This window comes from Arthrobacter sp. MDT1-49-2 (assembly GCF_059090185.1).
Window position 1 is genome coordinate 125,590 of sequence record NZ_JBNHFK010000003.1, and the last position, 14,897, is coordinate 140,486.

The window sequence follows — 14,897 nt, forward strand, 5'->3', positions numbered from 1 at the left end:
CATGAGCGTTAAACTCCAACTCGTTTCGCCGGCTGCCGCCGCAGCCGCGGTTCCGCAGCTCAGCGCGGACCAGCAGGCCGTGGTGGACCTTCCCGCCGGAAGCGGTCCCGTACTGGTCCTGGGAGCACCCGGAACGGGCAAGTCCACGGTCCTGGTGGAGGCCGCCGTCGCCCGCATTGAACGGGACGGGCTGGATCCTGCGAACCTGTTGATGCTCGCCCCCACCCGGCTTGCCGCCGCCGGGCTGCGGGATGCACTCTCCGCCCGGCTGCAGGGCACACTGAGCACCGCCCCGGCGCGTACCTGGGCGTCCTACGCCTTCGACCTGATCCGCCGCGCCAAGACCGAGGGAAGGCTGCCGTACCTCACCCGTGCACCCAAACTGCTCTCCGGCGCCGAGCAGGACGTGATTATCAAGGAACTGCTGGCCGGACACGGGCAGCACGGCGTTCCGCAACTGCCGTGGCCCGAAAGCCTGGACCTTGCCTTGGGCACCCGAGGGTTCCGGCAGGAAATCCGGCAGCTGTTTGACCGCGTCATTGAATACGGTATTTCCACCCAGGAGCTGCGGGAACTTGGCCAGCGGTACGGCCGCCCCGACTGGGTGGCGGCGGCCGACCTGTACGCCGAGTACCGCGATGTCCTGGATTTGCGGATGCCGGAGTCCTTCGACCCGGCGGGCATCATTACGTCCGCGCTGAACATCCTGCGCTCGGATCCCGAGTTTCTGGCCGCCGAGCAGGACCGTCTGCGGCTGGTGCTGGTCGATGACCTGCAGGAAGCCAACCCCGCCATCCACAGCCTGTTTGCCCTTCTCGCAGGTACGGGAGATTCCATGGCCACCGCCTGCCCGGACACAGTGGTCCAGGGCTTCCGCGGCGCCCGCCCGGACCTGGTGGGCACGCTGGGGAACCGTTTCCCCGGCGGGATTCAAACGCGCGTCCTGACCACCTCGCACCGTCTGGCCGGGGAACTGGCCGGGGCCTGGACCCGGACCGCCTCACGCATTTCCGTGGTGGGATCATTGCCGTCCTACCGCACGGCCGTTGCGGATGCACGCTTCCTGGACCGCGAAGGGCGTCCTGAGGGTGCCCCGGCGAGCCCCGGTGCCCGGGCCGAATCCGTTGCCGGGAAACCCGCCGTGCCCGCCGCTGAAGCCCACGTGGTTGATTCGCCCATGCATGAGCAGCGCTATGTTGCCCAGCGGATCCTGGAAGCCCAACTGCTGCAGGGGCGGTCGCTGGAAGACATGGCCGTGATTGTGAGGACGGGTGCGCAGCTGGCCGCACTGCAGCGTTACCTCTCAGGCCAGGGCATTGAGGTCAAGGTCCCGGTTGCCGAAAAAGCGGTCCGCGACGAAGCCGCCGTCCGTCCCCTGCTGGACGCCTTCGCCGTTGTCCTTGCTCCGGAGCTCCTGACCCCGGAACTCGCTGTTTCGCTGCTGACTTCCCGCATCGGCGGTGCCAGCACGCTTGAACTGCGCCGGCTGCGCCAGGCGCTGCGGCGCGAGGAACTCAGCGGCGGCGGCGGACGCACCAGCGACGTGCTGCTGGTCGAATCGCTGCTGGACCCGGAATCCCCCTCCGGCCTGGCGCTTGCCGGCCTGCCGTGGGACGCCCGAACCGCGGCCCGGCGCATCGCGGGGATGCTCACCGCCGGACGGCAGGCAGCCGCCGAACCCGGGGCCACCGCGGAAACCGTTCTCTGGGCACTCTGGTCGGCATCGGGCTGGTCCAAAAAATGGGCCGAGACAGCACTGGCGGGCGGCCCCGCCGCTTCCCGTGCGGACCGGGACCTGGATGCCATCATGGCCCTGTTCCAGACGGCCGAACGGTACGTGGACCAGCTGCCGGGTTCCACGCCTGCGCAGTTCCTGGATTACCTCACGAGCTCCGAGCTGCCGATGGATACCCTGGCCGCCCGGGCCCAGCGCCGGGAAGCGGTGGAACTGCTGACCCCGGCCAGCGCCGCCGGACGTGAATGGCCGATGGTCATCGTGGCCGGCATCCAGCAGGATGTGTGGCCCAACCTGCGGCTGCGCGGCGAATTGCTGGGCAGCGGGGAACTGGTGGCAGCCGTGGAACACGGGAGCAATTTCCGGGCCCACCGCAGCCCGCTGACCCTGATGCAGGCCATCCGTTTCGATGAGCTGCGCAGTTTTTCCACCGCCATCTCCCGTGCCACGGAGGTGCTGATCTGCACGGCGGTGTCCTCGGAGGACGAGCAGCCCTCGCAGTTCCTGGACCTGGTGGCGCCGCTGGAACCCGGTGCGGAGAAACGCGCGCGCACCGAGGTGCTGCGCCCCAGCACCCTGCGCTCGCTGGTGGCGGAGCTGCGCAGGCACGCCCAGCAGCCGGACGCCGACCGAGGTGCGGCAGACGAAGCCGTGTACCGGCTGGGCGCCATGCTCAATCATCCGGTTCCCGTCCCGGGCGCCCATCCTGAGCAGTGGTGGGGGCTGGCTCCGCTCTCCACCGAGGAACCGATCCTGCCTCCGGAGGTCCCGATCCCCGTGTCTCCGTCCAAGGTCGACGCCGTACTCAAGTCGCCGTTGAGCTGGTTCGTGTCCGCTGCGGGCGGGGAACAAGCGACCGACTTTGCCCGCTCCCTGGGAACACTGGTGCATTCCATTGCCCAGGACCTGCCGGACGCGTCAGGCAGCGAATACGTTGCCGAACTGCAGAAGCGCTGGCCATCGCTCGGAATGAAGGACAACTGGGAGGGGCAGATGGACTTCCACCGCGCCGAAACGATGGTCCGCAAGCTGGCCGAATACGTCATCAGCATGCGGCGCAGCGGGCGCTCCCTCGCCGGCGTGGAACAGGACTTCGAAGTGGTACTGCCGGTGGAGATCGATGGCAAAGCGCGGACGGCCCTGCTGCGCGGCCAGATCGACCGGCTGGAACAGGACGCCGACGGGCGGCTGTTCATCGTGGACCTGAAGACGGGCAAGTCTGCGCCGAAGAAGGATGACCTTGCGGGCCATCCCCAGCTGGCGGCCTATCAGGAGGCTATCCGCGAGGGTGCCTTCCCGGAGGCACCGCAGGTACCCGGCGGCGCGGCCCTTGTGCAGCTGGGGACCAGCAACAAGGGTGTTTCCGTCCAGGAGCAGCCGCCGCTGGACCCGGAGGATACGTCTGCCCGCGACATGGTGGCCGACGCCGCACGGCTGATGTCGGCAGCGTTCTTCGAAACCGTCCACGATCCCGGCCGCAGCGGATTCGGCGGCAACGGCTGCCGGCTGCCGGAAATCTGTCCACTGTGCGCTGAAGGAAAGCAGGTCACCGAGTGAGTGCCTCCGTAACCGATGAGGTATCCGGAACCAACGAGCACCCGGACGGCACCCTGCCGGCGAACGGAGCTCCGCGGTACTCCGCCAGGGAACTGGCGGAACTGCTGCATACCGAACCCCAGGCTCCCGTCCAGTACCCCACCGAAGACCAGATCGGCATCATCGAGGGTCCGCTGGAACCGCTGCTGGTCATCGCCGGCGCGGGTTCGGGCAAAACCAAAACCATGGCGGACCGGGTGGTCTGGCTGGTGGCCAACGGGCTGGTCCGGCCCGAACAGATTCTCGGGGTGACCTTCACCCGAAAGGCCGCCGGCGAGCTGGCCACCCGGATCCGCGGACGCCTGAACCTGCTGTACCGCCAGCTGGACTCCGCCGGCGGGGCAGACGGGCCGGATGAGAGCGCCGAAGAGCGGATGGAACCCACCGTTTCCACCTATCACTCCTACGCCAACGGCATCGTGAACGACTACGGCCTGCGGATCGGCGTTGAACGCGACTCCGTGATGCTCGGCGGCGCGCAGTCCTGGCAGCTGGCCAACGAGGTAGTGGAGGCATACTCCGGAGACTACGAACACTTCACCGCAGCCAAATCCACCCTGGTCTCGGCAGTGCTGCAAATGGCCGGGGAATGCTCCGAACACCTGCGCACCCCCGCTGAGGTACGGGCCGAACTGCAGGCCCACGTGGACGCGGTTTCCGTGCTGCCCTATCAGTTCGGCAAACCCAAGGAGCCCACGCAGGCGGCCCGGAAGATGCTCAACCGGCTGCGTACCCGTATCTCCGTCACCGAACTGGTGGAGGCCTACCGGCAGGCAAAGGCCGAACGCCGGCAGCTGGACTTCGGTGACCTGGTGGAACTCGCCGCCCGCATAGCGGCCACCATCCCGGAAGCCGTGGAGATGGAACGCGCCAAGTACAAGGTGGTGCTGCTGGACGAATTCCAGGACACCTCGCACGCGCAGATGGTGCTCTTTTCCAAGCTGTTCGGGGACGGACGTTCGGTCACCGCGGTGGGTGACCCGCATCAGTCCATTTACGGTTTCCGCGGCGCGTCCGCCGGGCAGCTGGGCACCTTCCGGGAGAAATTCCCGCTGATCACGGAGGAAGGGCGGGCCCTGGCGCCCCTGGCCAATCTGTCCGTGGCTTGGCGGAACTCCACCTCGGTGCTGGCCGCCGCCAACACCGTCTCCAGCGAGCTCAACAACGCCGCCCCCTGGCTCAAGCACCAGCGGCTGCCGCACGTTCCCGAGCTGCAGGCCCGGCCCGGCGCGCCGCTCGGCGAGGTGTACCTCGGGCGCTACCTCTGCGATGTGTCCGTGGAACCCGGACGGCACGGCAGGGAACGGATCCTGGGCGAAGCCGAAGCCGTCGCCGAGCTGGTGGCCAAACACCGGCAGCAGAAGGCCGAATACGACGACCGCCGCAACGTCCTGTGGCCCACCGTCGCCGTCCTCTGCCGGGGCCGGAAGCAGTTTGAACCCATCCGCAAGGAACTGGAACTGCGCGGCATCCCGGTCCAGATTGTTGGACTGGGCGGACTGCTTTCCACGCCCGAAGTGGTGGATCTTTTGGCCGTCCTGCGGGTACTGGGGGACCCGGGCCGCTCGGATTCCATGCTGCGCATCCTTTCCGGAGCCCGCTGGCGCCTGGGGCCCGCGGACCTGATGGCCCTGGCGGACTGGTCGCGGCACCTGGTGCGGGTCCGCGAACGCGCCGTCCGGGTGGCGGACGCGGCCGACATCCACGGCCCGGATGAAGGGCCGGACCTGGTGGTCGAAGCCGACCTCGTGGAGGCCGGCAGCCTGGTCGAAGCAGTGGATTCACTGCCGCGCGCCGGCTGGGTCTCCAACGCCGGCCGGTCCCTCTCGGAGGAAGGGCTGCGCCGCCTCACCCTGCTGCGCGATGAGTTGCGGGACCTTCGCGGCTTTGTGGGGGAGGACCTCACCACCCTGATCGGTGAGGTGGAGCGCAGGATCCTGCTGGACCTTGAAGTGGCGGCCAAACCCGGCGTCACCCTGCATGAATCCCGCCGCAACCTCGACGCCTTCATCGACGCCGCGGCTACCTTCAGCTCATCCGCGGAACGGGTGGACCTGGCCGCGTTCCTGGCCTGGCTGGAAGCTGCCAACGCCGAGGAAAACGGGCTGCCCGTCACCCCGCTGGAACCCAGCCGGGAGGCTGTGCAGCTGCTGACCGTGCATGCCTCCAAGGGGCTGGAGTGGGACATCGTGGCCGTTCCCGGCCTGAACGAGGCGTCCTTCCCCAGCGACAAGGATTCACGCTGGAGCAGCGGCGACTCCTCGGTGCCGTGGACGCTTCGGGGCGACAGCCTGGACCTGCCACAGTGGGACTGGGAGCAGGTGGACCAGAAGTCCTGGCTGGAGAGTGAGAAGCTCTTCAGTGAAGACGCCAAAGGCCATGCCGAACGGGAGGAACGCAGGCTGGCATACGTTGCCTTCACCCGGGCCAAATCGGTGCTGATCTGCACCTCCTCCGCGTGGGGCGGGGGACGTTCAAAGCCCCTGGGCCCCTCGCGTTACCTGCAGGACCTGTACGAGCTGGAACAGGAGGGCGCACCCGGGTACCACCTGGAACGCTGGGTGACAGCCGAGGAGGAGGGTACGGAGAACCCCGCCCTAGCCGAGGCCGAGCGTGCCGCCTGGCCCAAGGATCCGCTCGGCTCTCGCCGCCCGCGGATGGAAGCTGCGGCGCAGTCCGTCCTGGCGGCCGCGGAGCGGCAGGCCGCTGACCGCGCCTCGTCCCCGGACGGCAGGGAAGCCCCGGTGCCGGACGGCCGTTGGGGCCGGGAAACGGAGCTGCTGCTGGCACGGCACCGTCCGCCCAATGAAGTAGTGCCGGTGGAACTCCCTGCCCACATCTCGGCGTCCATGCTGGTGGACCTGAAGGATGATCCGGCCGAGGTGACCCGTCAGCTGCGCCGCCCGGTCCCGCGCCAGCCCGGCATGGCTGCCCGTAAGGGCACGGCCTTCCATGCCTGGGTTGAGGAGTTCTTTGGCAGCAGCGGCATGCTGGATATCGATGAGTATCCGGGGGCTGCCGATGCCTATGTGGACGAGGCGTACCAGCTCGAGGACATGGTGGCGACGTTCGAGGCATCCGAGTGGGCACAGCGGACACCCGCCTACATCGAGGTTCCGGTGGAAACCAAGGTGGACGCCGTCGTCGTGCGGGGGCGGATCGACGCCGTCTTCCAGGACGCCGACGGCACCTGGGACCTGATCGACTGGAAGACCGGGGCGCCGCCGTCGTCATCGAAGCTGGACGTCCGCGCCATGCAGTTGGCCGTGTACCGGCTGGCCTGGTCCCGGCTGAAGGGTGTGCCGCTGGAGAAGGTGCGCGCCGCGTTCTACTACGTGGCGGCGGACAAGCTCATCCGGCCCTTCAACCTGGCCGGGGAAACGGAACTGGAGGACATCATCCGGGAGGCAGCGAGCACCCCGTCCGCCGGGTTCTGAGCCGGCGGACGGGTTTTGGCCGTTGCTTAGGGCACCGCGCGTCGCAGCGTGGCGTAGGAGGTGAGGGCCAGTAGCGCTGCAGAGGCCAGCACCCAGCTTGCCAGGGAGAGCGGTGTCAGCTCGCCCATCCAGGCTCCCACAGACGGCCAGGCATCCCGCCAGGTAATCAGGGCGATGGCTCCGAGCAACACTGCGCCGAGTCCTACCAGCGCCGCTGTCAGGCCGACGGTCCGCCACCGCTTGTAGATTGTCGAACTCCAAAAGCCGGCCAGGAACAGCAGGATGGTGACCGCGAAGTAGAACAGGATCTGGGCATACCAGGTGCCCTCGGCAATCCACGGGATGGCGAAGATGGCTCCCTGCATGCCCCATCCGTCGGTGGCCTGTTCGATCAGCCCCAGGATCCAGTACAGGACGGCCAGCACCAGGGCCACGGCCGTGAACAGTCCCACGGTCCCAATGTAGAAGGACCGCCGGCTGGCGCTCATGGCCTGGGAGAAGGGGAAGAGCAGTGTCATGGCCTGGATGCCGAGTGCAAAGAAGTACCACATCACGGCCTGGCCGGAGCCTGAAATGATGGTGGCGTCATCGGGAACCATGGCGAAGATGGCCAGGGAAATCAGTGTTGAGGCGGCGAGGATGATCAGCGGGGTCCACAGGTAGATCCACTTATTCGTCAGCTGCATCCTTGCAACGGCAAGTGACTGCTTCATTTGAAGGCCTCCAGGCTATGTACTTCGGTGCCGGGTGCGTCCGGGCGGGTGGTTTGAAGCGACTTCCGGACAACGAGTTGCTGCAGGGACACAGGAGTCAGCTGCAATCCCAGCTCGGCGGCTTCCCGGCGCTCGCCGTCGTCCATTCGGTGTTCCAGTGTCAGCGACACAAGGGAACCGAGGGACTCGCGGTGCAGCACCGTCCGGCCGGAGGCGAAGGCCTCCGCCACGTCCGCCGTGCCGGTGACGGTGACGGCGCTGCCGCGGATGTTCTCGGCGTCGTCATCCAGGACTATCCGGCCCTGATCGATCACGATGATGTGTTCCAGCAGGTTGGCCACCTCATCGATTAGGTGCGAAGAAAGCAGGATGGTGCGCGGGTGGTCGGCAAAGTCCTGAACCAGCCGGTCATAGAAGATCTGCCGGGCAACGGCGTCCAGGCCAAGGTACGGTTCGTCGAAAAACGTGATGTCCGCCCGCGAAGCCAGTCCGAGGATGACGCCGACGGCGGAGAGCTGGCCGCGGGAGAGTTTCTTGATCCGGCGCTTCAGGGGGAGGCGGAACTCCTCGGCGAGTGAGGCGGCGAACCCGGCATCCCAATGGGGGTAGAACAGCCGGGCGGAGGCAAAGGCATTGGCGGCCGTGAAGTCGTCCGGGTACTTCTGCGACTCGCGGACAAAGCACATCCGGCGCAGCACCCGCTCGTTTTCGAAGGGGTGTTCCCCGAAGACCCGTACCTCACCCGCGGACTCAAACCCCTGGGCGGTCAGGATCGACATCAGCGTGGTCTTGCCGGCGCCGTTGCGGCCGAGCAGACCGTAAATACGGCCGCCGGCGATACTGAGGTTCACATTGTCGAGTGCTAGCTGGTCCCGGTAGCGGCGGGTCAGGTTCCGGGTTTCTATCACGTTTTCGGTGCCGGCGGTCATGGTGCCAGGCTCCCTTCGGTGTCGGCGGTGCTGCGTTGGATGAAGCCGGCGAGCTGCTCGTCGTCGATCCCAAGCCTCCGTGCTTCGAGCGTCAGTGGACGGACGTACTGCTGATAGAACTGCTCGCGCCGCTTCTTCAGGACGGTTTCCCGGGCGCCGGGGGCAACGAACATGCCGATGCCGCGGCGCTTGTAGAGAATGCCTTCATCGACCAGAAGATTGATTCCCTTGGCGGCGGTTGCCGGGTTGATCCGGTAGAAGGCGGCGAACTCGTTGGTGGATGGCACTTGGCTTTCCTCCTTGAGGATTTCGTCAAGGATGTCGCCTTCGACGCGTTCTGCGATCTGCTGGAAGATCGGCCTGCTGTCATCTATCAAAGCGGCTCCTGCGCTGGGTGCCCGGGATGAGAGTGCTGGTCCAGGCCGGTTTGGTTAGGTGGTTCATTACTTATGTAACTAACCATAGGACCGGGGCAGTAGGAAGGCAAGTTTTTTGCCGGGTTTTTTGTTCAATCACTCCGGGCAGCAAAAAAGGTGCCCCGCCGAGGCGGAGCACCTTTCCAGGAAGTATCCGGTCCAGGGCTTATTGCAAGGCCTGGCACACGAGCTACTTGTCCGGGACCGGAGCCAGGGGAAGGGACGTGGTGGAAGGATTGGCGCTGCCGGGATTGTCCGCCGCTTCGCCGCAGTCCGGCTGCGCAGGCCCCGCTGTGTCCCCGGAGGTGTTCTCCGGGTCGCGTGCGGCATTGCCCGTGTCCTTCGATGGTGACGGGCCGGTGTTGGCCTGTTCAGCGTTGTCCCGTTCCGTGCTGTCCGTTTCCGTGGCGTCCGTTGTCGCCGAGCCTGTTTCGGCCGTAGCGGGGTCTGTACCCTCAGTGCGGGCTGGCAGCGCGATCACGTCGGCCAGCGGCTGATCCGAGCCGGCGGTTTTCCCGGCGGCTTCTTCTCCGGTGGTTTTTTCGGCATCCGCTGCGTCCTGCACGGTCACCGAGGGGGCGGAATCCGGTGCTATCGGGGCGACCGTTACCTTGGCATTCCGCGCTGACCCGCGGGCGGTGTCGACGCCGGTGGTGACGGTGGCGGCGGATCGCTCAGCCTGGGCGGCAGCCGCGGATGAAGGCGCTTCCGCAGCGGCGCCGGTGCCCTCCGGCCGGGCCACCGAGGCGCGTGCCTCTGCTGCCCTGGCCTGGCCCGAACGCTTGTCTGCTGCTTCCTGCACCCGGACGTCCTCTTCGAGGGTACGGAGCATCTCCACGGCTTCCTCCACCATGGCGTCATTTTCGGCGGCAACGCCGCGTACCAGCCACTGGGCCAGGGCAAATTCGGCCGACAGGGCGGCACGGCGGATCAGATGCGGATCCTCCGGATCCTTGCCGGCCTCGAGATAGGCCTCATGCACGTTACGGGTGAAGCCGGGATCATTGGCGGCAATCAGCCAGGCGAAGTCGTCGGCCGGGTCACCGACGCGGAGGTCCGTCCACCCGGTGACGGCACTGACCCGCTCACCGGTGAGCAGGATGTTGTCTTCATGCAGGTCGCCGTGAACCACCGTTGGCTTGAACCGCCACAGTGAGACGTCTTCGAGCGCGTGTTCCCAGCGCCGCAACAGTACGGAGGGAATCTTTCCGGTGGTGGCGGCCTGATCCAGCTCGTTCAGCCGGCGCTGGCGGAATTCGTTGGCACTGTAGCTGGGGAGGTCAGCCTTGGTCACCAGGTCGCGGGGGAGTGCATGGACGGCAGCCATGGCCCGTCCGATTTCCGCCGCTACGGCCTTGCCCGCTGTCATCAGCTGGTCAATGGAGCGGGTGGCGCCCGGGAGGTGGGAATAGACGAAAGTGCACAACTCGCCCTGGCGGACGGTTCCGGCAACGTAGGGAAGCGCAAACGGCAGTTCCGCCCGTACCGCCGGCACAAAGGTGCGCAGCACCAGCAGCTCGGTTTCAAGCCGCATGCTGGCCTCGAGGTGCTTGGGGGAGCGGACGCGCCACCGGCGCCCGGCATCGTCAACCAGCAGCGCGGCGTCGAAATCCGCGGCGTCGTCGGGGGAACCGGCAACGCCGGTGGGGGTCAGCCCTGGGACGGCAGCGCTGGCCATTGCAGCCAATTCCATGGGGGTCCGTTTCACATCTTCAACCGTATGGGCAGATGTGTCCCGAATAACCATTGTCCGGCGGCGAGTCGCCCAAACCGTGAGGAAAACCTCAAGCCGGACGGTGCACTGCGGCCCGACTACAGTTTGGGGGGAGGTAGTCAGTACGGTGGTGGTATGAGTATCCCGGCACCGGCAGCAGAAGTTTCCCCCCTCGGTGTATTACCGCTGGCCAGGACAGCCGTGGACCGCGGTTCAGTGCGCCGCGTCTCCCCGGACTTTTTCGAGACCATGCGTGCCGCGGCCGGAACCCGGGTCATGTACATTGCCCAGGGACGGACGCTGATCCGGGACTCCGTGCTGGTTCTGCAGGAGCCGCCCGAAAGCGGTTTCGGCGAGGTTCCGGTGTACCTGGGCCGCACGTTGGCGGAGGCGCAGGTGCCGCAGGGGACCGACGTCGTGCTGGTGACCCTGCCGGAACCGGACCCTGCGCTCGCGGTGGACGGCGCCGCCTGGATGAGTCTTCGGACCGCAGCCACGGAACTGGGCGCCCTTGATGCGGGTCTGTTCGTGGAGGCCGCAGCCATCGCCAACTGGCACGCGGTGCACACGCATTGCCCGCGCTGCGGTGCCGCAACGCATCCGGAACAGGGCGGCTGGGTCCGCCGCTGTCCCGAGGACGGCAGCTCGCATTTCCCGCGCACCGACCCGGCGATCATCGTCTCCGTGATCGACGCCCAGGACCGGATCCTGCTGGGATCCGCCGCTGCCTGGCCGGGCAACCGGTATTCCACACTCGCCGGTTTCGTGGAACCGGGGGAATCACTGGAGGCCGCGGTGATTCGTGAAGTGGAGGAGGAGTCGGGCGTGGTTGTCCACTCTCCGCAATACCTCGGTTCCCAGCCATGGCCGTTCCCGTGTTCACTGATGCTTGGTTTCACCGCCCGGGCCTCAGACTCCGTGGCACAGGCCGACGGTGTTGAAATGTCCGATGTCCGCTGGTTCAGCCGCAGCGAGCTCACCGACGCCGTCGCCAGCGGCGAAATCACCATTGCCGGCCCCATTTCCATCGCCCGGAACCTGATCGAGCGCTGGTACGGCGGGCCCATCACCGAACCGGAGGCCAACGCCCGCGCATGAGCAGCGAATCACCCGAAGAACGCATCCTGTCCGGCCTCGACGACGAGCAGCGGGCAGTGGCCACCACCCTGACCGGCCCGCTCTGCGTCCTGGCCGGTGCCGGTACCGGCAAGACCCGCGCCATCACCCACCGGATGGCCTACGGTGTGGCGACCGGCGTCTACAAACCGCAGCAGGTCCTTGCCGTCACCTTCACGGCGCGGGCTGCGGCGGAAATGCGTACCCGGCTGCGCGATCTCGGCGCCCACGGAGTGCAGGCCAAAACCTTCCACGCGGCGGCGCTGAAGCAGCTGCAGTACTTCTGGCCGCATACCGTCGGCGGGGCCCTGCCGGGGCTGCTGGACCATAAGGCCCAGATCATCGCCGAGGCGGCCCGCAGGCTGCGTCTGTCCACGGACCGGGCTGCCATCCGCGACGTGGCCGCGGAGATCGAGTGGGCCAAGGTCTCCATGCTGACCCCGGACAGCTATGTCCGCGCCGCGGCCGACCGCGAGCCGCCGGCCGGGTTTGACCTGACGGCGATTTCCCGCATTTTCCAGTCCTATGAGGACGTGAAAGTGGACCGGAACATCATCGACTTCGAGGATGTCCTGCTGATCATGGTGGGCATCCTCCAGGAGGACGAGCGGGTGGCGGCCATGGTCCGGGACCAGTACCGGCACTTTGTGGTGGACGAATACCAGGACGTTTCCCCGCTGCAGCAGCGGCTCCTGGACCTGTGGCTGGGTGCCCGCGACGAACTGTGCGTGGTGGGCGATTCAAGCCAGACCATTTACTCCTTCACCGGTGCCACGCCCCGGCACCTGCTCGATTTCACCAAGCGCTTCCCGAACGCCGACGTCGTCAAACTGGTCCGGGACTACCGTTCCACCCCGCAGGTGGTCGGGCTGGCGAACCGGATCCTGGCCGCGCGCACAGCCGAAGGGGAACGCAACCGGAACGCCCCGGCGTGGCCCACGCCGCTCGAGCTGGTGGCGCAGCGCCCGGCCGGTCCGGAACCGACCTTCACCGAGTGTGCCGACGACGAGGCAGAGGCAGCGCATGTGGCCTCCTCCATCAAGGCGCTGATCGCGCAGGGCGTCCAGGCCAGCGAAATCGCGGTCCTTTTCCGCACCAACGGGCAGTCCCAGGCCTATGAGCAGGCCCTGGCCTCCGCCGGGATCGGCTACCAGCTGCGCGGCGGTGAAAGGTTCTTCGCCCGGCGGGAAGTCCGCGACGCGGTCCTGCAGCTGCGGGCAGCGTCCCGGTCGGTAGGCAACGATCCGGTGCCGCAGCTGGTGCGGGACATCCTGGCCTCGCTCGGCTACACGCCGGAGGCGCCGGCAGGCGGCGGAGCCACCCGGGAACGCTGGGAGTCGCTGGCCGCATTGGTGGCGCTGGCCGAGGAACTGCAGGTCGCCCGTACCCGCGACCCGGACAGCATCTTCACCATGCAGGATTTTGTGGCCGAGCTGGAGGAACGCGCGGCCGCACAGCACGCCCCCCGCGTCCAGGGCGTGACCCTTGCCTCGCTGCACTCCGCCAAAGGCCTGGAATGGGACGCGGTGTACCTGGTGGGGCTCAGCGAAGGCCTGATGCCGATTTCCTTCGCGGATACCCCCGAGGCCGTTGATGAGGAACGCCGGCTGCTGTACGTGGGCATCACCCGTGCCCGCGAGCATCTGGCCCTGTCCTGGTCCACGGCACGGACACCGGGCGGGCGTGCCAACCGGAAGCCGTCGCGGTTCCTGGACGGGCTGCGTCCGCGCACCGAACGCGACACGGCCCGGACGGCGGGTCCGGCAAAGCAGACCCGGCGCAAGGTTGCCGGTCCGGCCAAGTGCCGCAGCTGCGGGGCGCTGCTGACCACCGGGGCGGAACGCAAGGTGGGCCGCTGCGGCGACTGTCCGGTGACCTATGAAGAAGCGACCTTTGAGGCCCTGCGTGAGTGGCGACGCGAAGCAGCCCAGGAGGCCGGAATCCCCGCTTTTGTGGTGTTCACGGACGCGACGCTGGTGGCCATTGCCGAAGACCGTCCGCCGTCCCTGAACCGGCTGGCAACCCTGCCCGGCGTCGGTCCGTCAAAGCTGGAGCGCTACGGCGAAGCGGTGCTGCAGGTGCTGTCACAGGGCGCCGACTCCTAGGCGGCATGTTCCGGCCGCCCGGTGCGGGTTTCCCGGTGCTGCAGCCTGCAGCCGCAGGCAGGGTGGTACTCCAGCTTCTGCAGCCGGGAATATCCGTCCGAGGTGCGCAGCGACAACACCGCGGAGAGCAGCGCCGGCTGGTTGATGCCGTCGAGGAAGACCAAGGCCGCCAGGGCCGCCGTTCCGGCCGCGAGGGCCGCGCCTGCCGCTTCCTCGCCTTCAGGAATGGCGCACTCCGGGCCAGCGGCGGGACTCCGGGAAGGACCGGCACCGGACCGGCGCTCCCTGTCCTGGTTGGTGAGGGCTTCGACAGCCGCGTACCAGCCCGGATCAGTATCCGCACGGCGGCGGTCCAGGCACTCCAGGCACGGCGTTGACCCGGGCACCAGGAGCGGGCCGACGTCCCAGCCGGTTTCGTTCACCGATAGAAGGAGCCTTGGCACGCCGGGCAAGGCCCCGGGGTCACCGCTGCGTGGAAGAGTTCCCAAGGTCCCCACGGTTACGGCGAGGTCTACCGCTCCCGGCGCCGCGCGCTCCCCGGCATCGGTAAAGGTAAGCACCTGCTGGGTGGGATCAATCCGGAACAGATGCCGTTTCACCGCTGCGGCCCGGTTCATTCCAATATCCGTCACTGCATAGGCGGCACCCACATCGGCCGGAGCGACCACGGCAGGATCGCGCAGGAGCAGTCGCCCGACCCCCGCTGTCGCGAGCGTGCGCGCCAGCAAGGCACCGGCACGGCCAAGGCCGTCAATAAAAACCGTTGCCTGGGCCCGGCGGCGGACGGGCTCTTCGCCATTGATGCCGTAGGCAGCGGAAAGACGCCGGCCATCGGGGGAGAGACGCTCGGAACGCAGCGACGGGACCGGAGGAGCGGAGACCTCATGCGGAACCAGCAGGGGGCGGAGCGCTTCGATCAGTGCTGCCGCCCGTTCCTCCGGCACCGCCAGGGCAGTGGCGGCGGCGGCTTCAGTGCCGTCCGGCACCCCGCTGCGCAGGACGCCTAGAAAGGCGACATCGGCATCCTGGAGGTTGCGCAGCAGCAATGAACCGGAACCGATTCCCAGTTGCCTCGCCCGCGGCGAGATATCGAGTACATGGATTCCCGGATTGATGCGCATGGTCTGCTCCCTGAG

Annotated in this window: 9 protein-coding genes; 4 read left to right on the top strand and 5 right to left on the bottom strand. The window is 67.5% G+C overall.

Annotated elements, in window-relative coordinates:
• Nucleotide 1: 1 nt before the first annotated feature.
• Together AC5RTS_RS05525 and AC5RTS_RS05530 are read left to right on the top strand one after the other, a co-directional pair.
• Complete coding sequence (locus tag AC5RTS_RS05525) at nt 2–3,292, top strand: ATP-dependent helicase (RefSeq protein ID WP_493991074.1); 3,291 nt, start codon at nt 2–4, stop codon at nt 3,290–3,292.
• The gene (locus tag AC5RTS_RS05530) at nt 3,289–6,768 is read left to right on the top strand and encodes an ATP-dependent helicase (protein ID WP_493991075.1); all 3,480 of its coding nucleotides are present in this window, start codon (nt 3,289–3,291) and stop codon (nt 6,766–6,768) included. The genes AC5RTS_RS05525 and AC5RTS_RS05530 overlap by 4 nt, the downstream gene beginning before the upstream one ends.
• Before the next feature lie 26 nt (nt 6,769–6,794).
• Here AC5RTS_RS05530 and AC5RTS_RS05535 read toward each other — a convergent pair whose 3' ends face one another.
• From AC5RTS_RS05535 to AC5RTS_RS05550, 4 genes are all read right to left on the bottom strand, one after another.
• Nucleotides 6,795–7,481, bottom strand: coding sequence for a hypothetical protein (locus AC5RTS_RS05535; RefSeq protein WP_493991076.1), 687 nt, complete (start codon nt 7,479–7,481; stop codon nt 6,795–6,797).
• Nucleotides 7,478–8,410, bottom strand: coding sequence for an ABC transporter ATP-binding protein (locus tag AC5RTS_RS05540; RefSeq protein ID WP_493991077.1), 933 nt, complete (start codon nt 8,408–8,410; stop codon nt 7,478–7,480). The genes AC5RTS_RS05535 and AC5RTS_RS05540 overlap by 4 nt, the downstream gene beginning before the upstream one ends.
• On the bottom strand, nt 8,407–8,787 hold the full coding sequence (locus AC5RTS_RS05545; RefSeq protein WP_493991078.1) for a GntR family transcriptional regulator: 381 nt from the start codon (nt 8,785–8,787) through the stop codon (nt 8,407–8,409). Before AC5RTS_RS05545 ends, AC5RTS_RS05540 begins: the two co-directional genes overlap by 4 nt.
• A gap of 229 nt (nt 8,788–9,016) precedes the next feature.
• The gene (locus AC5RTS_RS05550) at nt 9,017–10,519 is read right to left on the bottom strand and encodes a phosphotransferase (protein ID WP_493991079.1); all 1,503 of its coding nucleotides are present in this window, start codon (nt 10,517–10,519) and stop codon (nt 9,017–9,019) included.
• Between the two features lie 156 nt (nt 10,520–10,675).
• Here AC5RTS_RS05550 and nudC point away from each other — a divergent pair, with 156 nt between their 5' ends.
• Both nudC and AC5RTS_RS05560 read left to right on the top strand, forming a co-directional pair.
• The gene (nudC, locus tag AC5RTS_RS05555; RefSeq protein WP_493991080.1) at nt 10,676–11,638 is read left to right on the top strand and encodes an NAD(+) diphosphatase; all 963 of its coding nucleotides are present in this window, start codon (nt 10,676–10,678) and stop codon (nt 11,636–11,638) included.
• The gene (locus AC5RTS_RS05560; protein ID WP_493991081.1) at nt 11,635–13,761 is read left to right on the top strand and encodes an ATP-dependent DNA helicase UvrD2; all 2,127 of its coding nucleotides are present in this window, start codon (nt 11,635–11,637) and stop codon (nt 13,759–13,761) included. Before nudC ends, AC5RTS_RS05560 begins: the two co-directional genes overlap by 4 nt.
• Here AC5RTS_RS05560 and AC5RTS_RS05565 read toward each other — a convergent pair.
• The gene (locus AC5RTS_RS05565; protein ID WP_493991082.1) at nt 13,758–14,882 is read right to left on the bottom strand and encodes a ThiF family adenylyltransferase; all 1,125 of its coding nucleotides are present in this window, start codon (nt 14,880–14,882) and stop codon (nt 13,758–13,760) included. The genes AC5RTS_RS05560 and AC5RTS_RS05565 overlap by 4 nt on opposite strands.
• Nucleotides 14,883–14,897: the final 15 nt, after the last annotated feature.

Coding starts and splice junctions, on each gene's coding strand:
- AC5RTS_RS05525 (WP_493991074.1), top strand. CDS start 2: ATGAGCGTTAAACTCCAACTCGTTTCGCCGGCTGCCGCCGCAGCCGCG.
- AC5RTS_RS05535 (WP_493991076.1), bottom strand. CDS start 7,481: ATGAAGCAGTCACTTGCCGTTGCAAGGATGCAGCTGACGAATAAGTGG.
- AC5RTS_RS05540 (WP_493991077.1), bottom strand. CDS start 8,410: ATGACCGCCGGCACCGAAAACGTGATAGAAACCCGGAACCTGACCCGC.
- AC5RTS_RS05550 (WP_493991079.1), bottom strand. CDS start 10,519: ATGGAATTGGCTGCAATGGCCAGCGCTGCCGTCCCAGGGCTGACCCCC.
- nudC (WP_493991080.1), top strand. CDS start 10,676: ATGAGTATCCCGGCACCGGCAGCAGAAGTTTCCCCCCTCGGTGTATTA.
- AC5RTS_RS05560 (WP_493991081.1), top strand. CDS start 11,635: ATGAGCAGCGAATCACCCGAAGAACGCATCCTGTCCGGCCTCGACGAC.
- AC5RTS_RS05565 (WP_493991082.1), bottom strand. CDS start 14,882: ATGCGCATCAATCCGGGAATCCATGTACTCGATATCTCGCCGCGGGCG.